Below are 24822 nucleotides of genomic sequence, written 5' to 3' on the forward strand. Positions count from 1 at the left end.
GTATGGCATAATGTTTCCAATGGCAACTTCAACTTCTTATCACCACGGCCACCTGGCCAGCGCGCTGCTCGATGCCGCCACGGAGATCGCCGGAGAAGACCCGAACGGCGAGTTGTCTTTGCGTGCAGTTGCCCGGAGAGCGGGAGTGAGCCACTCGGCGGCCTACCGTCACTTCGCCGACAAGCGTGCTCTTCTCCGCGCGCTTGCCTTGCGAGGGTTTGGCGAGCTCGAAGCCATCTTGATGGAGCTACGCGAGCGTGACGACTTCACGATGGGTGATGTCGCGGCTGCCTACGTAGGACTCGCCCAACGGATTCCTCTCGAGTTTCGCCTGATGTTCGATGGCGCGCAGTGCCTCCCGCCTGGCCAACCAGACGCACTCACCGAGTCGGGCATCGGCACCAGAGATCTTCTTGCCCTCGTACTCTCCGAGAGATACGGACTCGCGAAAGACGAAGGTGAAGCGTTCGCTTTCGCTGCGTGGAGCCAGATGCATGGCGTTGCCGTGCTCGCGCTCGATTCGCCAGCTCTGCGTGGCATCTCCGGCCCAGAAGCAGAGGGCATGGCCCGCGTGGCGGCCTCGTTCCTCGAGCCAAAACCGCGCTAAACAGCCACCCGAAGACCATCTTTGGAGCCGATGTCCCTGGCCTCCACCAAGATGGAACCATGAGCGACGTGCTCGAACGTTTCACCCCGGCGACGCAAGACTGGTTCCGGGGGGCTTTTCCTGCGCCCACCGCCGCACAGGCCGGCGCCTGGTCGGCAATTTCGGCAGGAAAGCACGCACTCGTCGTCGCCCCAACGGGGTCAGGAAAGACCCTGTCGGCGTTCCTCTGGGCCATAGACAGTGTGTTCAGGGAACGGATGGCCGATGCAGCGCCGCCTGCCAAAGGAGAACCGCGCACCCGCATCCTCTACATCTCGCCACTGAAAGCGCTCGGCGTCGATGTGGAGCGCAACCTGCGCTCGCCACTGATCGGTATCGGACAGTCCGCGAGGCGTCTGGGCGTTGCCGCCCCGGCAGCCACCGTCGGCGTGCGCTCAGGAGACACACCATCCAGTGACCGCAGAAAACTCGTATCCGATCCACCAGACATTCTGATCACGACCCCTGAGTCGCTCTATCTGATGCTCACCAGCCGCGCGGGCGAAACCTTGCGCGGCGTGCATACCGTCATCATCGACGAGGTGCATGCTGTTGCCGCCACAAAGCGTGGCGCGCACCTCGCAGTCAGCCTGGAACGACTCGACACGCTGCGGCAGGCTCACGGCGCGGAATCACCAGCCCAGCGCATCGGACTCTCTGCCACCGTGCGACCTATTGACGAGGTCGCACGTTTTCTCGGCGGCTCCGCTCCTGTCGAAATCGTCGCACCACCAGCATCCAAGACCTTCGATCTGAACGTGGTCGTGCCGATGGACGACATGACCAATCCGCCGCCCCCTCCTGGCCCCGCTCAGGAGGCTGGGCAACAGGAGAAGTCAGAGACCTTCGAGTACACCGAGGTCACCGGCTCGGTGTGGCCTCATGTCGAAGAGGCAATCGTTGACCGCGTATTGCAAAACAAATCGACAATCGTCTTCGCCAACTCGCGCCGTCTCGCTGAGCGACTTACGGGGCGTCTCAACGAGATTTACTCGGAGCGAACAGGAGTAGAGGTGCCGCAGTCCGCGGTACCGGCCCAACTGATGGCACAGGCAGGTGCGAGTGCTGGCGCCGCCCCTGTACTCGCGAAGGCTCACCACGGGTCAGTGTCGAAAGAGCAACGCGCTCAGGTCGAAGAAGAGCTGAAATCCGGTGTGCTGCGCTGCGTCGTGGCGACAAGCAGCCTGGAGCTCGGCATCGATATGGGCGCAGTCGACCTCGTGATTCAGGTCGAAGCCCCACCGTCGGCGGCCTCAGGGCTCCAGCGTGTGGGCCGCGCAGGGCACCAGGTGGGTGAAATCAGTCGTGCTGCACTCTTCCCGAAGCATCGTGGAGACGTTCTGCACACCGCGATTGTCACGGAACGGATGCTCGCCGGCAAGATCGAGGCGATCCAGGTGCCGCGCAATCCGCTCGACATCCTTGCCCAACAGACCGTTGCCGCAAGCGCGCTCGGTGCCATCAGTGTCGAGGAGTGGTTCGAGACTGTGCGGCGGTCTGCGCCATTTCAGTCGCTCCCCCGTTCCACGTATGAGGCGACGCTCGACCTTTTGGCCGGACGTTTTCCGTCAGACGAGTTTGCAGAACTACGCCCTCGCCTTGTGTGGGACCGTGATGCTGGCACGCTGACTGGTCGCCCCGGCGCGCAGCGCATCGCGGTGACCAGTGGCGGGACCATTCCCGATCGAGGTCTTTTCGGCGTCTTCGTGGCGGGAGAGAAGACCGGCGCCAGAGTCGGTGAACTCGACGAAGAGATGGTGTACGAGTCCAGGGTGGGCGACGTATTCACGCTGGGAACGACGAGCTGGCGGATTGCCGAGATCACGCACGATCGAGTCAATGTCATCCCGGCGTACGGTCAACCAGGAAAGCTCCCTTTCTGGCATGGCGATGGCATCGGGCGCCCGTTCGAACTCGGCGAAGCCCTGGGGGCTTTTTCTCGCGAGATCTCTTCGGCAAAGCCAGAGAAGGCTGCTCAACGGCTCATCGATGCTGGCCTCGATGAGATGGCGAGGGCGAACCTCATGGCTCACCTCACCGAGCAACGCGAGGCAACAGGCACGCTGCCGACCGACCGCACGCTCACCGTGGAGCGCGGGCGCGACGAAGTAGGCGACTGGCGGGTCATTCTGCACTCCCCCTATGGCATGAAGGTGCATGCCCCGTGGTCGCTGGCGATCAACGCGCGCGTGCGCGAGCGACTGGGGGTCGAGGGCTCGGCTGTTGCGAGTGACGATGGCATCATCGTCCGCATCCCCGATGCCGAGGCCGAGCCGCCAGGGGCAGAACTCTTCGTCTTCGACCCGGAAGAGCTCGAGTTCTTAGTCACGCAAGAAGTGGGAGGCTCCGCGCTGTTCGCCTCTCGGTTCCGCGAGTGCGCGGCACGAGCATTGCTGATCCCGCGGATGAATCCCCACAAGCGCACTCCGCTGTGGCAACAACGACAGCGGTCGGCGCAATTGCTCGAAGTCGCCAGGCGTCACCCGACCTTTCCTGTGATCCTCGAGACCCTGCGCGAGGTCTTGCAAGATGTGTACGACCTGCCCTCGCTACGCAAACTTGCATCGTCAATCGCTGACCGCCGGATCCGCCTGGTCGAAACAGAGCCAGGTCAACCATCGCCATACGCCCGAGACCTGCTGTTCGGCTACGTTGGCGCATTCATGTACGAAGGCGACTCTCCGCTTGCAGAGCGCAGAGCCGCCGCGCTGTCTGTCGACCCCGCGCTGCTGGGCGAGCTGCTCGGCACTATCGAACTTCGCGAACTGCTGGACCCCGAGGTCATCGCGCAGTTTGAGCGCGAGGCGCAACGTCTAGACCCCGACCGCCGCGCACGGGGTGTCGAGGGTGTGGCAGATTTGCTGCGTCTGCTCGGGCCGCTGGATGCAGAAGAGGTCGCGGCTCGGCTCGATCCTGAGACTGTCGGTACAAGTTCTGCGGCGTCGCTCCTCGACGATCTGGTCACCACACGTCGCGCGATCCCTGTGCCGATCGCTGGCACGAGCCGCGTCGCGGCAATCGAAGATGCGGGACGGCTACGCGACGCCCTGGGGGTAGCGCTGCCCACTGGCATCCCTGTGGCTTTTCTGGAGCCCATCGCCGATCCACTGGGTGATTTGGTCGCTCGTCATGCTCGCACCCACGGCCCCTTCACGACCGATGCTGTCGCCTCCCGTTTCGGCATTGGCGGAGCCGTCGCCAGGCACACCCTCCAACGTCTGGAAACCACCGGACGCCTCACCAGCGGGTACTTTCTTCCGGAGGCCGCCGGCAGCGGCGATGCCATCGAATGGTGCGACACCGAGGTGCTGCGCAGGTTGCGCATGCGCTCGCTTGCAGCGATCCGTGGCTCTGTCGAGCCCGTCTCTCCCGAGGCGTATGCGCGATTCCTGCCGGACTGGCAGCATCTGGGGTGCCCCTTAGAGGGCGTAGACGGTGTGCTCACGGTGATCGAGCAGTTCGCCGGCGTTCCGATCCCCGCAAGCGCGTGGGAATCGCTCGTTCTTCCCTCCCGCGTGCGCGACTACTCCCCCACGATGCTCGACGAACTCACCGCGTCAGGGGAAGTGATTTGGTCTGGCCACGGAACACTTCCCGGTCGCGATGGGTGGGTATCGCTGCACCCGACGGAGCTCGCACCGTTCACCCTGCCTGAGCCAGAGGCCGAAGTAGCCGCTGATTCGCTCGAATCGCGCGTCCTCAATGCGCTCGGGGCCGGGGGCGCCTACTTCGCCGGACAGCTGAAAGACATGGTGTCCGACGGCGGTGCCCCTCGACCGACGAATGAGACGGAGATCGTCGAAGCGCTCTGGTCGTTGACCTGGCAGGGGCATGTCACAAACGACACCTTTGCTCCGATCCGTTCGTTACTTGCCGGCGGCTCACAGGCACACAAGGTGAAGCGGCGAGCACCGAGAGCTCGTACGTACCGCGGTATGTCACTCACAGGTTCGGCTCCTCGTCCCACATCGGTGGGCGGTCGCTGGTCACTCTTGCCTGCAACGGAGAAAGATCCCGCCAGGCGCGCGACGGTGACTGCTGGCCTTCTTCTCGACCGCTACGGCGTGGTGACGCGCGGTGCTGTCCAGGCCGAAGGAGTTCCAGGCGGGTTCGCGCAGACATATCGAGTTCTTGCCGGATTCGAGGAGGCCGGTCATTGCCGCCGCGGCTACGTGATCGAGAAGCTCGGTGCCGCGCAGTTCGCTGCTTCTGCCACGGTCGACAGGTTGCGTACCTACGCGGGGCTTGCCGATCCACCGCCACTTCACGCCATCACCCTCGCCGCCACCGACCCCGCAAACCCCTATGGTGCTGCGCTCAGTTGGCCCAAGCTGGAGGGTGTGTCGCATCGCCCAGGACGAAAAGCTGGCGGTCTCGTGGTGCTCGTCGACGGCGATCTCGTGCTTTCGCTGGAACGCGGCGGCCGCACCGTTCTCTCCTTCAGTGAAGATGGCCAGGTGTTGCGCGCCGCAGCATCTGATCTCGCCGCAACCGCGCGAGGCCGCCGCCTCGACACACTCACCGTCGAGAAGGTGAACGGCGATGGAATCTACGGCACCGAGCTCGCTTACGCGCTCCAAGAAGCAGGCTTCGTCGCCACACCGCGCGGCTACACGCTTCGCAAAGCCACCTGAACCGCTGAGACCTACGCTAGAGCCATGATCCGAGAGTTCACCACTGGAGTCCGCACCCTCCTGCGCGGTTTCGGGCTGTGGCGCACGCGCCCTGGGCTGATGGCGCTCGGGCTGATTCCCGCGATTATCGCCCTCCTCATCCTGGCGGCGGCGCTCATCCCTCTGGTGATCGGTATGCCGTCGATTGCAGCCTGGCTCACCCCTTTCGCAGAAGGCTGGGGCGAACCGTGGCGAGGGTTGCTGAGAACAGCCGTCGGATTCGTCGTCGTTGCCGCCGCGCTCGCGCTCGCAAGCGTGGTCTTCACTGCACTCACTTTGACCATCGGTGACCCGTTCTATCAGCGGATCTGGCACGCGGTAGAGGTAGATCTCGGCGGAGCTCCCCCATCAGATGGCGGCAGCTTCTGGACGACCATCGGCGAAGGACTTCGCCTGATCCTGCTGGGTATCTTGATCGCGATCTTCGTGCTCTTGGTAGGACTCCTGCCCGCCGTCGGGGGCTTCTTCGCTGCCATCGGCGGGGTAGTGCTCACCGGCCGGCTCCTCGCGCGCGAACTGACAGGACGCGCGTTTGACGCCCGCGAACTGAGCCCCCTCGATCGCGCCGCGCTGTTCTCGGCAAATCGCGCACGCGTGCTGGGTTTTGGCGTCGCCACTCAGCTCTGCTTCCTCATCCCTGGTGGTGCCATTGCGATCATGCCAGCCGCGGTGGCTGGAAGCACGATGTTGGCGCGCGACATGCTTGTGCGCGCTGGCGGAGGCCCTTCGACAAGCTCAGGGACCGAAGGGACGACAGGGTCAGGGCGCCCTTCGACAAGCTCAGGGGGCGATGGAGTGGCAGGGTCAGGGACCCAAGGGGTGGACGATGCCGGAAGGTGACACGGTCTTTCGCACCGCGCGACGCCTCGATGAGGCACTCGCGGGTGCGGAAGTCACGCGATTCGACCTGCGGGTGCCGCGGTTCGCGACCGTTGACCTCAGCGGGCAACGAGTGCTCGGCGCCGCTCCGCGCGGCAAGCACCTCCTATTGCGCATCGGTGAGGCCACCGTGCATTCGCATCTGCGCATGGACGGCGCGTGGTTCATCTATCGCCCCGGCGAGAAGTGGCGCCATCCCGCGTTCAAGGTACGCGCGATCGTTGGCACCTCAGAGTATGAGGCTGTCGGGGTCGACCTCGCCGAGATTGAAGTCGTCCGCACACGCGACGAGAGCGAGCTGGTCGGATACCTTGGACCAGACCCGCTCGCCGACGACTGGGACGCGGCTGAGGCCGCCAGGCGGCTGGGATCTGACGACCGCAGCATCCACGTCGCTCTCCTTGATCAACGAAATGTAGCGGGCTTCGGCAACGAGTACGCGGCAGAGCTCCTCTTTATTCGCGGGATCTTGCCGACTACGCCGACGCCAGAGGTCGACGTTGTCGCGCTCCTCGACCTCGGTGTCCGCACAATTCGTGCAAATAGGGACCGCGCAGATCGCACCTTCACCGGCGTGAACCGGCGCGGCCACACCACCTGGGTGTACGGCAGGGCAGGGCGACCTTGCCGCCGGTGCGGCACCCCTATTCGACGCGGCGAGCAAGGCGCAGATCCGACTCGCGAACGCATCACCTACTGGTGCCCCAGTTGCCAAAAATAGAAACATCCATCCGTGGGAATGAATCTGCCGAGGTCGTGGTTGTTGGTATATCGGGATAACTCCAGAACACGGGAGGATTCGTGGGTAAGAACTACATCGACATCGAAAACGACCTTGGCGCGACGTTGCGATACCGCAAACACGCGAACGGCCGCGGCCTCGTCGCGCATGGCGCGAAAGTGCACCCGAAGGCGCACATCGAGGCTGGCGCGTACATCGAGCCCGGCGCCCGCGTCGGCGCCGGAGCAATAATCGCGCGTGGCGCATGGATTGATGAAGACGCCGTTATCGGCGAGGGTGCCTTTGTCGACGCGCACGCACACGTTGGTCAGGGTGCCGCTATCGGCGAGCACGCTCATGTAGGCGTACGAACCGAGATCGGGGCCGGAGCGCGCATTGTGCGTGGGGCCAGAATTGGCGATGACGAGACGGTCGCTGCCGGTCTCACTGTGGCGACGAATCAGAAGGGCCTGTGGCTCGCAGCCTGAGGGCGTCACGAGCCTGACCGACGCGCCGAGTACTCTGGGGACTATGGCGAACCAGGGTAACCGCGCGTCGAAAGGCTCGCGCAGGAGCGTTACTTCGAGGCGCCCCACAGCATCGAAACAGAAACCGAAGCAACCGACGAAGAAGGTTGTGTTCGACGCCGCGCGGCCAGAGCCAGAGGCGCCGCGCACTTTTCGGCTGGGCGTGGTCCCCGGCGCGACACCGGGCAAGTGGATTGATGCGTGGAAGAAGCGCATGCCACATGTCTCGATAGACCTCGTCCCGATTGAGGTGTCTACCCAACGTGCGGCACTTGACGAGGTAGATGCGGCCCTCGTGCGCTTGCCTCTGCGGGATGACGATGCCTTTCACGTGATCGCGCTCTACGACGAGGTGCCTGTGGTCGTGGCCGCGGCTGACTCTCATCTGATGGCTGTCGAAGAGCTCACCCCCGCGGATCTCGTCGGCGAGACCCTTATCGAGCTGAGCGACGATGTGTTCGGTCCTCTCGATCTACCTGGCACGACCCCGGCGAGATTCTCTGCCCTCACCACAGGAGAGGCCGTGGTCACGGCCGCATCCGGGGTGGGCATCGTCATTGTCCCGATGTCGCTCGCTCGCCTGCATCACCGCAAAGATGCCGATCATCGACTACTCACCGATGGTCCGGTGTCAACGGTCGCCTTCGCCTGGAACCGCGAACATACGACACCCGACGTCGAAACCTTCATCGGCATCGTTCGCGGTCGCACGGCGAATTCGTCGCGGTGACCGCGTCGGCCGCGCGACTTCACACTCGTTAGAATTTCCTGATGCCCTCGCTTCTCTACGTCTGCGTCCGGCCCGAGACAGGGGCCGCCGACGCTGAGCACGCCTCCTTTCGTCGGGCGCTCGGCGCGGATGTAGTGGACAGACTCGACCTCCTTCAGACGTCCCTCGATACTGAGCAGCTGTCGCGATACAAAGGTGTGGTGGTGGGTGGTTCGCCATTCAACGTCTCCGACACGGTCAAGTCCGCACAGCAGCAACGTGTAGAAGCCGACTTAGAGAAGCTGGCGGCAGTGGCGATGGATGCGCAGATCGCCGCATTTTTCACCTGCTTCAGCATCGGAGTGCTGACACGGATGTTGGGCGGTCAGGTCGGCACTGCAACCCCGGAGCCTGCCAGCGCCACGGTCATCACTGCGACCCCTGCGGGGTTGGAAGACCCGGTCTTCGGCCCGAGTGGTGCGGCACTCACCGTCTTCACCGCCCACAAAGAGAGTGCAGAGCACACTCCTCCTGGCGCTGTACTGCTCGCGACCAACGAGGCATGCCCGGTGCAGGCCTACCGGGTAGGCACGCATATGTACGCCGCGCAGTTTCATCCAGAACCGACGCCTCGTGACTTCGCGGATCGAATGACGTTCTACCGGCACACCGGTTATTTTGACCCTGAAGAGTTCGACGCAGTGCAGCGTCAAGTGCTCTCCGCATCGGTCACCGAAGGCGCAGCGTTGCTGCGGCGCTTCGCTCAGACCTTCGGGTGAGGTCAGCGTGCTGGCGCGTCGCGCAGCAGCGCGACGCGCTCGCGCAGGTATGCCTCGAGCGGCATGAACCCTCCGGCACTGCTCCATCGCACAGCGGGGACACCATCCACGAGCGCCAACGGCCCTGATGCTGCGCCCGCATCGACGGCGATGACGTCAACCACACTCCATCCGACATGGACGACGTCTCCTTCAGCGAACCCGCCTCGCAAAGCCTCAGCCCGGCGCTCTGCACGCTGGCGCGCCGACTCGGCCGTGTAGCCACGGCGCCCAGGTTCCGCCGCACGCAAGACCTCGGCCGTGGCGAGAACGTGCGTCTCCGTCAGCAATAGCACTCCAAGGTGCCAGGCTTCACCGACGCGCACGATACGTCGCCCGCGCCACCGAGAGTCTCGTTGCTCACCGAGGCCCTCCTTCGGTGCGCCGCGGAGCTCTTGCACTGCATCGGCGAGCAACGACGAAGCCGTCGTCACAGTTCCCCCTGCGGAGACTCCCCGACCCGTTGCGGTCCGACGACCTCATCTCTATCGCCGCGCAGCGTCATGCCGATCAGCGGATACAACAGCACGGAAAGCATGCCAGCTCCCACCAGCGCAGCGGCTGTCCCTGTGTCGATCATGTCTTGGTCGACTCCGATGGCGGTGACCGCGACAATAATCGGCAATCCGGTGGCAGCGAGCAAACCGAGCGCTGCTCGATCACGCACACTCGCCCCCTCAGGCGCAGACAGCTGAGCTGCCGAGCCTCTGATCACCAACAGCGCAACCAAGAAGATAGGCACCAGCGCCAGCACCGATGGCGAGGTGAGGAGCGCCTGCAAGTCGAACGTCACTCCGGTGTAAAGGAAGAAAATCGGCACGAGGAAGCCAAAGGCGATCGCCTCGATCTTGCTCTCTACCTCTTCGGCATCCTTCTTCGGCGCCCGAGCCATGATGATGCGCCACACCGCTCCGGCAACGAATGCCCCGAGCAACATGTCGAGATCGAGCACCACGCTGAGAGCCACGAGAGCGGCGATCAGCAGGAGCACGAACCGCACCCCGAACTGGGCTGATGTGTGCAGAGTGGCACGCACGATGCCGTGCAGGCGACCGTGTGGCACGCGGCGTGCCAGCAAGACGGCCAACCCAGCCAGCACAACGAACGTGAGCAAAATCGCTGTGGCCAAGGGTGTTGTTCTGGTGCTGAGGAAGATCGAGATAGCGATCAGTGGCAGGAACTCGCCGACGGCGCCGACCGTGCTGATCGCCCGCCCGAAAGGAGTGTCCAGCTCGCGCGCGTCGCGCAGAATCGGCATCAGGGTGCCCAAGGCTGTCGAGCTGAGGGCAATGCCGATCACGACCATCCCGTCGCCCGGTGAGACAAAGAAGGCCAGGCCGATGCCCAGAACGACGCTGACAGCCCACCCAAGAGACGCACGCGCCAGCGGCTTACCTGCAACCGTCTTGAAGTCGATCTCGGTACCAGCGACGAAGAACAGGAAGGCGAGGCCGAAGTCGCTCAGCTTCTCCAGCAACTCACCCGGCTCTACCCAGCCGAGCACCGCTGGCCCCACCAAAATGCCGAGCACGAGCTCGAACACCACGATCGGCACTCGCACCACCGAGCGCACCCCGCGTGCAAGCAGGGGTGCAGCAACGGCCAACAGGGGGATCAGCACCAGGCCGAAGTCACTCGCTTCCACTGACTCAGCGTAGCGAGTCGCGTGCATCGATTCGCCCGCTCGACGCATCCACGGCAGAATCGATGCACACCCTCGAGGAGCCCTCATGTCTCAGCCCGACACCGCCCGCCTGCTGATCGCCTGCGACGATCAGCCCGGCATCGTCTCCGCCGTGGCTGGCGTTCTCGCCCAGCACGGCGCGAACATCATCTCGCTTGACCAGCACTCCACCGACTCTGAGGGAGGACGGTTCTTTCAGCGCACCGTGATCCACCTCGATGGTCTCGCGGCCGCGCGCCCCGCTCTCGAAGCCGACATCGCGCATGTAGCCGATCGTTTCGGCATGGAGTGGTCGCTGCACGATGTCGCCAAGCGCAAGCGGGTCGCCATCTTTGTGTCGAAGTACGACCACTGCCTGATGGAGCTACTCTGGCGCACCCAGCGCGGTCAACTCGATATCGACATCACCATGGTTGTCTCCAACCACCCGGATCTCGCCGAGGCCGTCCGCATGTTCGGCGTGCCCTTCGTGCACATCCCCTCTGGCGACAAGGCAGCGATGGAACAGCGTCAGCTCGAGCTGTTGCGCGGCAACGTCGACCTTGTCGTCCTTGCCCGGTACATGCAGATCCTCACCGACGATTTCATCACGAGCCTCGAAGCGCCAGTGATCAACATTCACCACTCATTCCTCCCGGCGTTCATCGGTGCAAATCCGTATGCGCGCGCGAAGGATCGTGGGGTCAAACTGATCGGTGCGACCGCGCACTATGCCACGGCAGACCTCGATGAGGGACCCATCATCGAGCAGGACGTCACGCGTGTCACCCACTCTGAATCCGCGGCAGATCTGCAGAGCCGTGGAGCCGATGTCGAGCGTCTGGTCCTCGCGCGCGCCGTGCAGTGGCACGCGGAAGACCGCGTCATCGTCCACGGCAAATCCACCGTCATCCTCTAACCCCCCTCCGGTCCCCACCTCCGGCCCCCGCCTACTGAAGCTCCCGTCGCACTTTCTGTCGGTTGCGTACGTGGTTTAGCGACAGAAAGTGCGACGGGAGCGAACTAGGGGTGGGGCGGAAGGCCTTGGGCGAGCTCGGCGAATGCTTCGGCAGCCGTGTCGTAGCGACTGAGCGGGGCGGACTGGCCCATCCACAGGGACTGCAGCTCTCCCAGGTTCTGCTCTCCTGCCGCCGAGCGGAAGCGCCCGGTCAGCCAGTTCTGCATGGGGAACGGCGCGATTGTGCCACTCGCTTCAATCGCTCGCACAGCACGGTTTCGCGCCCCCCGCGCAAGACGACCGCTCATTGCCCGCGTGAGCACAGTGTCTTCGGCGGCAGTCGAACGGATCGCGCGTCGATGAGCCTCGTTCGAGGCTGACTCCTGTGTCGCCAGAAAGGCGGTTCCGACCTGCACACCCGCAGCTCCAAGCGCGAAAGCTGCCGCCACACCCCGGCGGTCGGCAATCCCACCTGCAGCGATGACGGGCACATCAACAGCGTCAACCACCTGCGGCACCAGAGTGAACGTGCCAATCAGCGACTCTTCTGCAGCGCGCAGAAAAGATACCCGATGCCCCGCAGCCTCCGCACCAGTGGCAACGATGGCATCGACACCGCCATCGGCGAGCGCAACTGCCTCGGCGACCGTCGTCGCGGTTCCCACCAGCCGGATGCCCCGGCTATGTGCCTCGGCGACGACTGCAGCATCTGGCACACCAAAGACCACGCTGAGTACTGCGGGCGCGATCTCCCAGATCGCGTCGAGCTGTTCCTCAAGTGAGGGGGCGTAGCTCTCTGGGCGAGCGGGCAAACCGATACCCACCGCCTCGTAAAACGGTTGGAGCGCCTGCGCAAAGACCGAATGTTGGGCATTGGGCGCGACCTCATCGCCCGTGGGGAGCCAGATGTTGACCGCGAACGGCCGGTCGGTTGCACGGCGCAGCTGGGAGCCAGTGGAGCGGATCCGGGCGCCATCGTAGCCATAAAACCCGAAGGATCCGAGGCCGCCCGCGTCGCTGACGGCAGCGGTGAGCGCCGGGGATGAAAGCCCTCCAAAAGGCCCGAGGATGATCGGATGCTCGATCCCGAGCAGGGCACTAAGGTCACTCATACCTCGACGCTACGCCTGTGGAGGCCTACGGCAGAAGCCTGGTGGTAATCTCACCGAGAGAAGGGGGCGCACATGAGCGAGTTGTTCGGGCAGATGATGGCCTTTCTCGCGACCGCGCTCGGTCTCGCCTCAGTGCCGGATGCCGCAACGCTCAGCCTTGTCGTTGCCCTGTTGGCGGTCGCCGCGCTGACGCTCGCCGTTGTCCTCAATGTCGGTCCTGGACCGGCTGCAGACGCACCGCATCCTTTGCGTGCCATTGATATCGGCGCCCTCCTGACACAGAGCGATCCTGATGCCGCAGGGCACCCGCGCCCTCGCGCGCCGGGAGTCGCGACCGCCGCGTAGTCCGTTCACACGGGAACCGCGGCTTTCGTCGACCCTTCCCGCCGCTCTGAACGGACACTTCATGGACCCCTTTGCCTTTGCTCCACTCGCCGCCATTCTCGATGCCGCTTACCGCGCGCTGACAAGCCTCACCGACCTCCTCACCCCCATCGCCGTCGCCTCTGCCGCCGCCCTCGCCGTCGTGCTCGTCACCCTGCTGGTGCGCGCGATCCTGATTCCCGTCGGCATCTCTCAGGCCAAAGCCGAGCAGACCAGGGCTCGGCTCGCCCCGAAGCTGCGTGAGATCCAGCGTCGCTATAAGAAGTCGCCCGAGCGTATGCAGAAAGAGACCCTCGCCCTGTACCGGGAGGAGAACGCCTCGCCGTTTGCTGGCATCCTGCCGGTGCTGGCGCAGGCACCGGTCGTGGGGATTCTTTACACGCTGTTTCTTCGTACTGAGATCGCAGGGCACCCGAACGAACTGTTGACACAGGATCTTTTCGGCGCTCCCCTCGGCACGAGCCTGGTGTCGGCGCTTTTGGGGGGCAGCGCGACCCTTGCCACTCTTGTCGTCTACGCCGTGCTCCTCGCCGTCATGATCGCCACCGCTGAAGTGTCTCGCCGTGTCTTTCGCCCCGTGCCGACCCAGGGGGACAACTCGCCGATGAACAGTCCAGGCATGTTGCGCGTCGCTGCAGCCATGCACTACCTCACCGCGGTGTTTGCCGTCTTTGTCCCGCTCGCCGCCGGGCTGTATCTCACTGTCACGGTCGTCTGGACTCTTGTGCAGCGCGTGACTCTTCGTCGACGCTTTCCCTGGCAGAGCTCTCCCGTTAGTCCGGCAGGGGTATCGGGGCGGTAAAAGGGCCGGAAGTGCTGGAGGGGCCGCCATCCCGGTGGTCCCTCCGCACCGCCAGTGTGGTTCCGACGCTCGCGGCGATCACCAAGGCGACCGCCAGCATCCGCAGCGGAGTCGCGTCTTGCCCGAGAATCAACCACCCGGCGAGAGTCGCGAACGCGGGTTCGAGGCTCAGCAGCACTCCAAAAACTCGTTGCGGGAGCCGTCGGAGGGCGGCGAGTTCAAAGCTGTACGGAATCACAGAGGAGAGCACCGCCGTGATAGCAGCCAGCAACAACAGCTGCGGATCCGCCAGCGCGGTCGCGGCCGCCGGAACCCCGACGGGGATGAGCAACACGGCGGCGACGAGCAATCCCATCGCCAGCCCGCTACTTCCGGGGATGAGGGCGCCAACCCGCGCGCTCATCCGGATGTACATGGCCCAAAAGCCCGCAGCGATCAAGATGAAGATCACGCCGAGGGGATCCAGCGGCTCTGCCCCAATAAGGCCGTCAAGACCCAGCACCACCATGCCAAGGAGGGCGACCCCCACCCACGCCGCATCCGCGATCCGTCTCGTCAGCACGGCCGCAAGGACCAGCGGACCAAGGAACTCGATCGCCACAGCTGGCCCCAGTGGGATGCGGTCGATCGCCGCATAGAAGAAGCCGTTCATCGCCGCCAACGAGACCCCGAAAAGCACCGCGGCCAGCCATTGCGATCTATTCCACCCGCGTGGCTTCGGACGCACGATGATCACCAGCAGGATGGCAGCGATCGCCACCCGCAGTGACGTCACGCCCCAGGGGCCGAGCACCGGAAACAGCTGCGCCGCAACTGCGGCGCCGAACGGGAGCGACAGCGTCGATCCGATGACCAACGCCACCCCGACGAGGGGACGAGATACGGCGGGCTCCTTCACCAGGCAAGCCTAAGTGCCGCATCCCCTCCCACCCGCCAAAGCGGAGGGCGCTAGAGCGCTTTTCCTCCGGTGACTGCCGTGACGGAGCCCGAGACGTACGAGGCGTCGTCAGAGGCAAGGTACACGTATGCCCCTGCGAGCTCCGCAGGCTGACCAGCCCGCCCGAGCGGCGTGTCCGCTCCAAAAGTCGCAAGACGCTCGGCGTCCCACCCTGTCGCGGGGATCAGCGGCGTCCAGATTGGGCCAGGAGCAACGGCATTTACGCGAATGCCGCGCGGCCCCGCCTCTTCGGCGAGAGCCTTCACGAAAGCCACCTGAGCAGCCTTCGTCATGGCGTAGTCGATGAGGCCTGGCGATGGGTTGAAAGCTTGCACCGAGGCTGTGACAATGATGCTGGCCCCCGGTTCGAGCTGCGGGTAGGCGGCCCGTGCGGTAAACACCATTCCGGCAAGGTTGGTGTCGAAAACCCGCCGCATCCGCTCGGTTTCCAGGCTTTCGAAGCCGTCGATGTCGTGCTGATATCCGGCGTTGAGAACAAGAATGTCCAGCCCGCCAAGTTCACGACGCGTTGTGGTGACAATCTCGGTCGCGAATGCTTCGTCGCGCAGGTCCCCGGCAAGGCTCACTCCCGTACGACCAGCCTCGCGCACCAACGCAAGGGTGTCTTCCGCGTCATCCTGCTCTTCAGGCATGTGGGCGATGGCGACGTCGGCTCCTTCGCGAGCGAAGGCAATCGCCACTGCTCGCCCAATACCCGAATCGCCGCCGGTGATGAGCGCGCGTCGCCCCTCAAGGCGTCCGTGGCCGACATAGCTGTCTTCGCCATGGTCGGGGCCTGGGCGTGTCAACTCCGTAAGGCCCGGCTGGTTTTGGTGCTGCGCGGGGAACCCATCTTCGCGGTACGCGTGGCGGGGGTCTGTGGTGTCTTCACTCATCAGCGTTCCTCCTCGATATGTCGAACAGGAACCACCATCGCCGAACCCCACAGCCAGCGTCAGGGGGTTGACATGCGCTAAACGGCTTCTAACAGCTCATGGCTCGTCAAAGCCGACGAGACAACGCTCACAGCGGCGGCGTCACCGGCACGTCTCCGCTACCAGGCTCATCTCCCAGCTCGGCGGGTTCTGGGACGAGGTAAAGCCCGCTCGGCGAGTTCGCCGTGAATGCGAGGGCCTCGATCCAGGCGCGGTTGATGGAGGGCTGACGGCTACCGAAGTACTTGAAAACAAGTGCGCTCCCCGGCTGAATCCACACCGTGGTGCGCCCACCTCCCACACTCGCGTCTTCACGCCAGCTAAAGGGAAAAGGCTCCCCTCGACGCAGCTTCGCGGTGATGACGAGCTGCATATGCGTGAGCGCACGGTCTTCGATTTCCGTCTTCACGCCACCTTCGTAGACGAACTTTCCCATTCCGTGCACTCCTTGGTAGTTGTCTGGCCGAGACAATGGCTTCGCTCTATTCTCGCGCATCCATCTGCTTCGCACTGCAATATCCGCACCTTTGTGATGGTGTGTTCTCGTACCGGAAGTCAACCCCCTCTGCACAACCGGCGCATGCGGCCTACTGTCGACTCACTCGAGCTCGAGGAGGGCACTGGAATGAACGCACGACACATCGACGACCGCCCCGAGGGCGGCTACACGCCGACAACGACGCATGCGGAGTGGGGTGCAGGAAACCCACGGTTGCGCATCTCACGTGATGATGAACGCTCTGAGTTCGCTATCGAAGCAGACTCCGTGCGCATTGGCGCAGCGGAAGGCAACGAGTTGCGCCTCGCAGACACAGACCCCGTGCACGCCACGATTACGCACGACGACCGCGACGATTATGTGCTGACAATGCACGGCTCCGGTGAGACGAACGCCTCGCTCGGTGTCGATGCCACGCACAAGGACGAAGACTCCGAGACACTGCGCACGGGAGCCCACTTCACCGCAGGGCCGTGGACGCTCGTCTTCGCAAGAGATGAGTTCGCTGACCACGGTCGCCCTTACGGAGGTCGCGCGGGGGGCGAATACTCAGACCAGCCGCTGCAGCCGCCTCGTCCCGATTACGAAGAGGAGTAGGAGCGATGACCACGGCGCGCGATCTGATGACATCGAGCCCGCGCTGCATCGGGGTAAATGACTCGTTGAGCATTGCAGCCTCGGTGATGGCAGACCTCAATGTGGGAGCGTTGCCGATCTGCGGCGAAGATAGCCGGCTCAAGGGCATGCTCACCGATCGCGACATTGTGGTCGATGCGATCGCTCAGGGAATGGATCCGGAGACCACTCCGGTAGAAGCGCTTGCCAAAGGGACGCCGATCACGGTCGATGCAGACGACGACATCCAGGTTGCACTAGCTCGGATGCGCGACAACAGGGTGCGTCGCCTGCCCGTGATCGCCGAGCGGCGGCTTGTGGGAATCGTCAGTCAGGCGGATATCGCGCGCTCGCTCTCGGTCGAGACCACCGGCGAGATCGTCGAGTGCATCTCTCAATCAGCGCCCGGGGCGGAGTCCGACCCGGAGCGGTGAGTTCGGCTCTGCCGCTTCGCGTAGCGCTTCATCGAGATCAGCCAGAGGGTGGATGGCGCCGACGGCCTCCGCGAACGGGTAGGCGCGCCCGCGCCCACAGAGAAACGCGACTGCTTCACCCAGGTCTTCGGCTGTGGTGCCGCGAACACCCGTAATTGTGAGGGCACGAAGGACGACGTCTTCGGCGTCCAACTCTAGGTCGTTCCGCATTGGTGCCGCGAACGAGAGTGCCCCATCGAGCAACACGACGAGAGCGCCCGTTGCCGCGCTACGCACCGCATCAGCCGCGGCGACTCCCGACGTCTCGATGACGACATCTGGCCGCTTCGGTAGCGAGAGAGATGCCCCGAACTTCAGGCTGAGCGCCTGCCGTTGCGGATCAGCATCGTGCACCTCAACCGTCGCCCCCCGATCTGCCGCAATCGCGGCAACAGAGAGGCCAAGCAGCCCGGCGCCGTAGACCCGGACCGTGGCGTGAGCGAGATCGCGCTGACTCGCCGCTTCTGCCACTGCCGCCCATGCCGTCGCCGCAGTGCAGCATGCGGGAGCGAGGGCGGTGGCCGGGAGCGTCTCGGGCACTCGCGCAATGGCGGTGCCTTCCCGGAGCTGAATGTGGGTTGCAAACGCACCGCTGAGTTCGCCGTGCGCCCCGATCCGCTCGTGTCCGTACTCGACGCGCTCACGGCATCGCTGCGGCATTCCTTCCGCACACTGATCGCAACGCGCGCACGCTACCGTCTGAGCCCAGACGACCCTGTCGCCGATGCGCACCGGAGCACCGTCCACCGCCGACGCGCCCTTGTCACCTGTGGCGATCACGCGCCCGACACTCTCGTGCCCGAGCACGAGCGGGGCTGGCGCAGATCGCTCCCCCACGACGACATGCACGTCGGAGGCGCAGATGGTCGATAACTCGACGGCTACCAGCACATCGTGGTCGGCAAGCGCGACGCCTGGTACAGCAATCGTTTCGTGCGCGCGCCCCTCCCCCACCCACACCATCGCGGAGGCGGCAGGACGCAACGCTACGTCTCTTCTGTGGCCTGGCGGGCGGATCAGCAACGTTCCCATGTCACGAGCCCCAATTGGTGGCTACGACACTGGTGAGCGCAGGGAGAGCGCGAGACTCCATGAGGGCCTTTCGGGCGGAGGAACATCACCAAAACTCTCCCAGGTGCCAGGGCAAGACACGCTCCGCGCCCGACAGAGTTCAACAGCCGTTTACCCTGCATTCGCCGCCGCCAGAAGACAGGCCAAGACAGCAAAAAGCGATCGCGAGCGCGATGAAGATTCGAAAGCCAGAAAGATCGCGCTCGCGATCGCAGCGCTGGGGACGCTTTATCTGGGGAAACACCAGGCTAGAGCGCGAAACAACGGACTCCACAGAGTCGAACGTCAAAAATCCCCTAGACCTTCGTCCAGAGGCTAACGGAAGCGGAACCGCGTGTTCCCAAACTCTAGGGCATCAAGCAACCGGAAGTCGGGCCGACACGACCCAGAATCCGTCAACCTCACCCGCGTTGAATTCACCACTCGCTCCCATTACTCGCTCAGCCATCCGGCCGAGGCCAGTGCGGCTAGAGGAGAGCTCGCGCCGTGGTGTCAACGGAAGCGGACTGCGAATGGTCAACAGCGCAATGTCATCGTCCACGGCAAGGTGGATCTGCACCTCACCGGGCCCTGCGTATTTGAGAATGTTTGTGGCCGATTCGCGCGTGATCCGTGCGAGCACAATTTCTACCGCGCGAGGAATCCGCTCGTCACGAGGGTCCCCTTCACGGTCGACCGAGTGACCTGCAGCTTCAAACTCGCCTTGCGCCTCATCGATCGCGGCGGCGAGATCGCCAGTCTGCACGTTCGACGACCGCGGGCCGTCATCGGCGAGCTCGATGACGAAGCGAAGATCAGTCATTGCCTTGCGCGCTGCGACACGAATCGCTTCCTGCGAATCGGCGCTTGCGCCAGGATCTTCGAGCATCTGCACATGCAAGGCCACCACGGTGAGGTGGTGCGCGATGCTGTCGTGCAATTCGCCGGCGATCCAACGTCGCTCGGCGAGAACCGCCTCGCGCTCTTGTTCAGCGCGCGCCTCGAGTTCGCGCTCTAGACGACTTCCGCGAGCGAAAGCCAGCCGCAATGCGAACCCTACCGCGCCAGCGATGGTCGCGAAGATGAGGTATATACCAATATTTACCGGGACCGCAGTTTCCCCGTAGGCGATGATCGTGGCCGCCACCAGGAATCCCCCGGTGTACGCCATGATCAGCGAGGTCCAGCCGAGCCTCATGACGAGAGCCGCGGCGACCGCAGCGGTGAGGAGGACCTGGGTTTCTGTTTGCGTCAGAAACGACAGTCCAAAGACGACGCCCATCGCGCAAGTCGCAATGAGCGGAGACCAGAGATAGAGGGCAAGTACCGCTGTTGAAGCAACGCTTGCCAGAGAGGTAACGGGGTCGGCACCTGGAGTAGTGACGATCCCAATGATGTCGAGGGCGATGATAATGAAGACGATCGCCAGGACCACGATCCGCTCGAGCGTACTGAGCGTCTCGCCTCGATTCAGTCGAAGATGCTCCCGAGGAATCCGGGGCGACTGGTCAAAGGCCATGGTTCATTATCTCCTATTCGCCAGGTAATCTAGCGGTAGAGACCGATGAGCTTGCCAACCTGCTGCCAAAAAGACATAACGTTCACCTCCGTTTTGTAGTCGTTTGTCGATGTCTGTATTAATCTTCTCGACATCGCTCACGGCGCACATCTGCCTCAAGACCAAAGGTTTTTGGCTAAAGGTCTACATAGAGTCCAGATGTGCCGCTCGCCGTTAGGCTTCCCTCATGCAGCAGGAAATCCGCGTCGTGATCGTAGATGATGATCCACTCGTTCGATCGGCGTTGTCGCACTTCGTTTCGCGCGACCCCGATATCACCGTGATCGCACAAGCAGAAGACGGCCTCGAGGCAATCGCCACCGTCGAGCGCGAGCAACCAGACGTCGTAATGATGGACGTCCAGATGCCCGAGATGGATGGCATCGAGGCTACGGGCGTCATCGCAGAACGCTGGCCCCATGTCCGCGTGCTCGCAGTGACCACCCTCGACGGGAGCGACACTGTGCTCCCCATGCTGAGCGCAGGAGCCTCCGGTTACCTTCTGAAGGACTCGAGCGCTGAGGACATCGTCACCGGCCTCCGCGAAGTGCACAGCGGAGCCAGCTCACTCTCGCCGCGCATCGCGTCAATGCTCATCCGCCACGTGCGCGACTCGACCCCGGTCACCGCAGACGCCGATGCCCTGGAACCCCTCACTGATCGTGAGACAGAGGTCTTGCACTGCCTAGCGCAGGGCATGTCCAACTCAGAGATCGCCAAGACGCTGATCGTCTCAGAGGGCACGGTCAAGGCACACCTCGGCCGCATGATGTCGAAGTGGCACCTGCGCGACCGCGTGCAGATTCTTGTGACGGCCGCGCACGCTGGCCTCGTCAGCTTCCGCTGAACCGCGACGGAGCACGAAGACGCGCGGCGAGTACGCTCGAAGGACGCACGCTTTCAGGAAGGCTCTTCATGCCAGTTTCGCCCGCCGCACTCGCGCACGCCGAGGATCTCGCTGACTTTGTCGCCGCCTCACCATCGAGCTACCACGCGGCTGCGGAGGTTGCGCGACGGCTAGAGGCAGTAGGGTTCACCCGGCTCCACGAGGAAGATTCGTGGCCGGCGCTTGCCGGAGGCCGCTACGTCGTCGTGCGCGATGGCGCAGCCATTGCGTGGACCGTCCCCACAGATGCCGCAGCGACCACTCCTGCGCAGATCTTTGGTGCACACACAGACTCTCCGGGCTTCAAACTCAAGCCACAGCCCACTACCGGCTCTCGCGGCTGGCTCCAGGCCGCAGTCGAGGTCTACGGCGGGCCGTTGCTGAATTCATGGCTCGACCGCGAGCTTCGCCTTGCCGGACGGCTCGCGCTTGCAGACGGCAGCGTCGTCCTCGCCGACACTGGCGCCCTATTGCGACTTCCACAGTTGGCGATCCACCTCGACCGAGGCGTAAACAACGGCCTCGCCCTCGATAAGCAGACCGAAACACAGCCCGTCTGGGGTCTTGGCGACGCCGCCGAAGCCGACGTGCTTGCCGAGCTCGCATCCTCTGCCGAAGTACCCGTCGCAGAGATCCGCGGATACGACGTGGTTGTCGCTGATTCTGCCCGCGGCGCCGTATTCGGCAAGGACCGCGCATTCTTCGCTTCTGGCCGCCTCGACGACCTCGCTTCGGTGCACGCGGGGGTGGTCGCTCTGGCAGACCACGAAACACCAGAGCAGGGACCGATCGCGATATTGGCCGCCTTCGACCACGAGGAGCTCGGATCCGCCTCTCGCTCCGGAGCCGCAGGCCCCTTCCTCGAAGACATTCTTGAGCGCGTGTACGCCAACCTCGGCGCAGACGGTTCGACCCGTCGCCAGGCTTACGCCTCCTCCTGGTGCCTATCGAGCGACGTCGGCCACTCGGTACACCCCAACTACGCGGCTAAACACGACCCCGTGGTGCAACCGGTACTGGGCTCCGGTCCGATCCTGAAACTCAACGCCAACCAGCGATACGCCACCGATGCTGTCGGCACAGCCTCCTGGCTGACCTGGTGCGAACGCGCGGGAGTCACCTCGCAGGAGTTCGTATCCAACAACAGCGTGCCCTGTGGGTCGACCATCGGACCGATCACCGCGACTCGTCTCGGCATCCGCACCGTCGACGTGGGCATTCCGATCCTTTCGATGCACTCCGCCCGTGAACTCGCCGGAGTGAGCGATCTTTACGACCTTGCGTTGGTCGCGCAGTCGTTCTTTAAAGGTTGAGCGCGAGCCCTTCGACAAGCTCAGGGGCCAGGGAAGCTCAGGGGCCAGGGCGGCTCAGGGGGCCGGGGAGGCTCAGGGAGCTGCGGAGGCTCAGGGGCCAGGAAAGCTCAGGGGCCAGGAAAGCTCAGGGGCCGGGGAGGCTCAGGGAGCTGCGGCGAAGGCGCTGACGGCCTTCGTGAGGTCGGCTGGTGAGCCCTGCCATGGGGCGCCATGGCCAGGGAGCACCCAAGAAGCGTCGAGTGCAGACAAGCGGTCAAGCGATGCCAGAGCCTCCGCGGGCGCGTCGGTAAACGGCGCAGGCTGTGCTCCCGTCGCACCGGTGAGCACATGACGGGTAGTCATCGCATCCCCCACGAACAGTGCTCCGGCGCGAGGCACGTGCACCGCGATGCTGCCAGGAGAATGCCCAGGCACTCCAACCACCGTTGGTGCACCGGGCAGATCTAGCACCGCGCCGTCTGTCACCTCCACGACCTCTTTGACGTAGCGCGTGCGCAGAGCATTCTTGCGAATGCCGTAGGCAAAGAACTCCAGTGTGGGGCGCAACTTCGCTGGGCCCGACGGTGTCTTCGGCTTCTCACCAGTGCGCACTCGCTTGCTGTCAGCCTCATGAATAAAGACCGAAACTCCGGCCTCGTGGCGCAGCCGCTCAGCAAAGCCGATGTGGTCGCTGTCACCGTGCGTCAGGATGAGGCCACGCACATCAGAAAGCGGCCGGTTGAGCAGCGTGAGTTCGCGCTGCAGATCATGCCAGTGACCGGGAAGCCCGGCGTCTATCAGCGTGATCCCTTCTGGCAGGTCGATCAAATACGAAGCGACGATGTCGTTACCCAAGCGGTGCAGGTGTGGTGCGAGTTTCACGATGGTTCCTCTCAAATGATTGCGATGGCTAAGCTACATAGCTATGATGGCTATTGTCAATAGCTAACCCGGAGGACGTCATGCCTACTCCTGACCGCACATCCTTTGAGCAGATCGTCGCCGCCGGGCGAGAGATCCTCGAATCCGATGGGCCCGCAGGCCTCACTATGCAAGCCGTTGCCACCCGCGTCGGAGTCCGCGCGCCATCGCTCTATAAGCGAGTGCGGGATCGAGAGGCCCTTCATGCCGCGGTGGCAGAGGCTTCTATCGACGCCCTCACTCAGCGCCTCGAAACTGCCGGGAGCGATCTCGATACCCTGGCTCGCGCCTACCGAAGCTTCGCGCAAGAGCACCCGGAAGGGTTCAGAATCATGTTCACCTCCGCATCCCCGCACGACGCGTTGACCCGCTCTGCCGCGCCACTGCTCCACGCAGCAACGGCGGTCGTGGGCGATGAGCACGCTCTCGACGCAGCGCGACTCTTCACTGCATGGGCGACAGGATTTCTTCAGATGGAGCTATCCGGCGCCTTCCGCCTCGGCGGCGACGTCGACCGCGCGTTCGAGTACGGCTTACACCAGCTCACCCGCGCGCTCACGGCTTAAATGCGTCGACATACGCTGAACAGGGGCACCCGAACACTGGCACACTGAGGTGCGGGAGGGCCCATGCACGCCAAGACGCACCCCGAAGAATCTGACCACTCCACCAAGACCCGCAGGCCGTGGCACCGCACGAAGGTAGCGCTAGCGAGCGTCGTCAGCGTGCTCGCAGTGGTCGCTATCGTCGGGTCGATTACCCCGTGGCCCTCCAGCATGGTCATCCGCGCCGTTTTTGCCCAGGGCGGTGATGAGACTGCCGCCGAGATGGACAAGTACGTTTCCGATGCCTCGCTTTCGGAGCAGCTCGACGTCGCCTACGGCAGCGACGGGGCCGACACTACGATGGACGTCTTTCGCCCTGCGGACGAACCCGGAGCGTTACCCGCCGTCGTCTGGATCCACGGCGGGGCCTGGATCTCTGGCTCCAAAGAGAACGTCGATCCGTATATGCGCATCCTTGCCGCCGAGGGATACGCCGCCATCGCCGTCAACTACACGATTGGACCAGAGGGCGTCTATCCGCTCGCCCTACACCAGCTCAACGAAGCCCTGGCATACATCGACGAACACGCGGAAGAGCTGGGTGTCGATGCCGATCAGATCGTGCTTGCGGGAGACTCCGCGGGCGCACAACTGGCGAGTCAGATGACCGCACTGACGACGAATCAGGACTACGCCGAAGTGATGGGCGTGACCCCTGCAGTGGACAGCACGCAGATCGTTGCCACCGTGCTCAATTGCGGCGTGTACGACCTGTCGCGCCTTGCCCAGCTAGACGGCATCGCTGGTTGGGGGCTCAAGTCGGCCATGTGGGCATATTCGGGCACGAAGACGTGGGCCGAGGATTCGACCGGGGCCACCATGTCCACCATCGACTGGGTCACGGAAGACTTCCCGGCGACCTACATCTCCGGCGGCAACGGCGATGGCCTCACTTGGCTGCAGTCGATCCCGATGGCCCAGCGCCTCGACGAGCTCGATGTCGAGGTGACAACACTCTTCTGGCCGATGGAGCACACACCGGCACTCCCCCATGAGTACCAGTTCCACCTCGACCTGCCAGACGCGCAAACCGCCCTTCAGGCCACACTCGACTTTCTCGATTCCCAGACCCGCCGCTAACCACTTGTCGGGAGAAAGGCCGTTTGTCGGGGCACACAGCCCGCTCCGCCTCTGTGGGAGGAATTCTCCCGACACCTGA

General features: G+C 64.0%; 25 protein-coding genes. 16 read left to right on the forward strand and 9 right to left on the reverse strand.

The features are described 5' to 3' along the window. Window positions 1-19: 19 nt before the first annotated feature. From AB0O87_RS00430 to AB0O87_RS00460, 7 genes are all read left to right on the forward strand, one after another. A complete protein-coding gene (locus AB0O87_RS00430) occupies window positions 20-607 on the forward strand; it encodes a helix-turn-helix domain-containing protein (protein WP_363510515.1) in 588 nt (195 codons plus the stop codon). Window positions 608-666: 59 nt separating this feature from the next. Next, window positions 667-5280, forward strand: coding sequence for an ATP-dependent helicase (locus AB0O87_RS00435; protein ID WP_363510518.1), 4614 nt, complete (start codon window positions 667-669; stop codon window positions 5278-5280). Window positions 5281-5304: 24 nt separating this feature from the next. Then, on the forward strand, window positions 5305-6159 hold the full coding sequence (locus tag AB0O87_RS00440; RefSeq protein ID WP_363510521.1) for an EI24 domain-containing protein: 855 nt from the start codon (window positions 5305-5307) through the stop codon (window positions 6157-6159). Continuing rightward, window positions 6146-6919: a DNA-formamidopyrimidine glycosylase family protein gene (locus tag AB0O87_RS00445; protein ID WP_363510523.1), complete on the forward strand. Its 774-nt coding sequence runs from the start codon at window positions 6146-6148 to the stop codon at window positions 6917-6919. Before AB0O87_RS00440 ends, AB0O87_RS00445 begins: the two co-directional genes overlap by 14 nt. A gap of 80 nt (window positions 6920-6999) precedes the next feature. Continuing rightward, entirely contained in the window at window positions 7000-7407 is a 408-nt protein-coding gene (locus AB0O87_RS00450; protein ID WP_363510526.1) for a DapH/DapD/GlmU-related protein, read from the forward strand. A 148-nt stretch (window positions 7408-7555) separates the two neighbouring features. Continuing rightward, window positions 7556-8176, forward strand: a complete 621-nt coding sequence (locus tag AB0O87_RS00455) for a LysR substrate-binding domain-containing protein (protein WP_363510529.1) — start codon at window positions 7556-7558, stop codon at window positions 8174-8176. A gap of 41 nt (window positions 8177-8217) precedes the next feature. Next, the gene (locus AB0O87_RS00460) at window positions 8218-8934 is read left to right on the forward strand and encodes a GMP synthase (protein WP_363510532.1); all 717 of its coding nucleotides are present in this window, start codon (window positions 8218-8220) and stop codon (window positions 8932-8934) included. A 2-nt stretch (window positions 8935-8936) separates the two neighbouring features. Here AB0O87_RS00460 and AB0O87_RS00465 read toward each other — a convergent pair whose 3' ends face one another. Then, window positions 8937-9407: a glutaminase gene (locus AB0O87_RS00465; protein WP_363510535.1), complete on the reverse strand. Its 471-nt coding sequence runs from the start codon at window positions 9405-9407 to the stop codon at window positions 8937-8939. After that, window positions 9404-10618, reverse strand: a complete 1215-nt coding sequence (locus AB0O87_RS00470; RefSeq protein ID WP_363510537.1) for a cation:proton antiporter — start codon at window positions 10616-10618, stop codon at window positions 9404-9406. Before AB0O87_RS00470 ends, AB0O87_RS00465 begins: the two co-directional genes overlap by 4 nt. 85 nt (window positions 10619-10703) lie before the next feature. Here AB0O87_RS00470 and purU point away from each other — a divergent pair, with 85 nt between their 5' ends. Then, the gene (purU, locus tag AB0O87_RS00475) at window positions 10704-11555 is read left to right on the forward strand and encodes a formyltetrahydrofolate deformylase (RefSeq protein WP_363510540.1); all 852 of its coding nucleotides are present in this window, start codon (window positions 10704-10706) and stop codon (window positions 11553-11555) included. Window positions 11556-11659: 104 nt separating this feature from the next. Here purU and AB0O87_RS00480 read toward each other — a convergent pair whose 3' ends face one another. Further along, entirely contained in the window at window positions 11660-12706 is a 1047-nt protein-coding gene (locus AB0O87_RS00480; protein ID WP_363510543.1) for a nitronate monooxygenase, read from the reverse strand. A gap of 72 nt (window positions 12707-12778) precedes the next feature. Between AB0O87_RS00480 and AB0O87_RS00485 the strand changes: the two genes are divergently transcribed. Together AB0O87_RS00485 and yidC are read left to right on the forward strand one after the other, a co-directional pair. Further along, window positions 12779-13051, forward strand: coding sequence for a DUF6412 domain-containing protein (locus AB0O87_RS00485; protein ID WP_363510546.1), 273 nt, complete (start codon window positions 12779-12781; stop codon window positions 13049-13051). A 61-nt stretch (window positions 13052-13112) separates the two neighbouring features. Continuing rightward, complete coding sequence (gene yidC / locus AB0O87_RS00490; RefSeq protein ID WP_363510548.1) at window positions 13113-13892, forward strand: membrane protein insertase YidC; 780 nt, start codon at window positions 13113-13115, stop codon at window positions 13890-13892. Here the strand turns inward: yidC and AB0O87_RS00495 are convergent. The 3 genes from AB0O87_RS00495 to AB0O87_RS00505 all read right to left on the reverse strand — a co-directional run bounded on the left by AB0O87_RS00495 (window position 13864) and on the right by AB0O87_RS00505 (window position 16200). Then, the gene (locus tag AB0O87_RS00495; protein ID WP_363510551.1) at window positions 13864-14790 is read right to left on the reverse strand and encodes a DMT family transporter; all 927 of its coding nucleotides are present in this window, start codon (window positions 14788-14790) and stop codon (window positions 13864-13866) included. The two genes, yidC and AB0O87_RS00495, sit on opposite strands and share 29 nt — an antisense overlap. A 50-nt stretch (window positions 14791-14840) precedes the next feature. Beyond that, window positions 14841-15725: an SDR family oxidoreductase gene (locus AB0O87_RS00500; protein ID WP_363510553.1), complete on the reverse strand. Its 885-nt coding sequence runs from the start codon at window positions 15723-15725 to the stop codon at window positions 14841-14843. Between the two features lie 127 nt (window positions 15726-15852). Continuing rightward, window positions 15853-16200: an ATP-dependent DNA ligase gene (locus tag AB0O87_RS00505; RefSeq protein ID WP_363512830.1), complete on the reverse strand. Its 348-nt coding sequence runs from the start codon at window positions 16198-16200 to the stop codon at window positions 15853-15855. 189 nt (window positions 16201-16389) lie between these two features. Between AB0O87_RS00505 and AB0O87_RS00510 the strand changes: the two genes are divergently transcribed. Then, window positions 16390-16860: a hypothetical protein gene (locus AB0O87_RS00510; protein ID WP_363510556.1), complete on the forward strand. Its 471-nt coding sequence runs from the start codon at window positions 16390-16392 to the stop codon at window positions 16858-16860. Between the two features lie 5 nt (window positions 16861-16865). After that, complete coding sequence (locus tag AB0O87_RS00515; protein WP_363510559.1) at window positions 16866-17312, forward strand: CBS domain-containing protein; 447 nt, start codon at window positions 16866-16868, stop codon at window positions 17310-17312. On the opposite strand, the gene AB0O87_RS00520 is transcribed toward AB0O87_RS00515, so the two are convergent. Next, window positions 17277-18383, reverse strand: coding sequence for an alcohol dehydrogenase catalytic domain-containing protein (locus AB0O87_RS00520; protein WP_363510562.1), 1107 nt, complete (start codon window positions 18381-18383; stop codon window positions 17277-17279). The genes AB0O87_RS00515 and AB0O87_RS00520 overlap by 36 nt on opposite strands. Window positions 18384-18777: 394 nt before the next feature. Continuing rightward, window positions 18778-19920, reverse strand: a complete 1143-nt coding sequence (locus tag AB0O87_RS00525; protein WP_363510565.1) for a histidine kinase — start codon at window positions 19918-19920, stop codon at window positions 18778-18780. A gap of 226 nt (window positions 19921-20146) precedes the next feature. On the opposite strand from AB0O87_RS00525, the gene AB0O87_RS00530 reads away from it, so the two are divergent. After that, complete coding sequence (locus tag AB0O87_RS00530; RefSeq protein ID WP_363510568.1) at window positions 20147-20806, forward strand: response regulator transcription factor; 660 nt, start codon at window positions 20147-20149, stop codon at window positions 20804-20806. Between the two features lie 68 nt (window positions 20807-20874). Next, window positions 20875-22158 carry a M18 family aminopeptidase gene (locus tag AB0O87_RS00535; protein WP_363510571.1) on the forward strand — a complete coding sequence of 428 codons (1284 nt, stop codon included), beginning with the start codon at window positions 20875-20877 and terminating at the stop codon, window positions 22156-22158. Window positions 22159-22299: 141 nt separating this feature from the next. On the opposite strand, the gene AB0O87_RS00540 is transcribed toward AB0O87_RS00535, so the two are convergent. Beyond that, window positions 22300-23019: an MBL fold metallo-hydrolase gene (locus AB0O87_RS00540; protein ID WP_363510573.1), complete on the reverse strand. Its 720-nt coding sequence runs from the start codon at window positions 23017-23019 to the stop codon at window positions 22300-22302. 80 nt (window positions 23020-23099) lie between these two features. On the opposite strand from AB0O87_RS00540, the gene AB0O87_RS00545 reads away from it, so the two are divergent. Then, complete coding sequence (locus AB0O87_RS00545) at window positions 23100-23624, forward strand: WHG domain-containing protein (RefSeq protein WP_363510576.1); 525 nt, start codon at window positions 23100-23102, stop codon at window positions 23622-23624. Between the two features lie 63 nt (window positions 23625-23687). Next, window positions 23688-24743 carry an alpha/beta hydrolase gene (locus tag AB0O87_RS00550; RefSeq protein ID WP_363510579.1) on the forward strand — a complete coding sequence of 352 codons (1056 nt, stop codon included), beginning with the start codon at window positions 23688-23690 and terminating at the stop codon, window positions 24741-24743. Window positions 24744-24822: the final 79 nt, after the last annotated feature.

It is taken from the genome of Microbacterium sp. NPDC076768, assembly GCF_040687205.1.
Classification (GTDB): Bacteria; Actinomycetota; Actinomycetes; order Actinomycetales; family Microbacteriaceae; genus Microbacterium.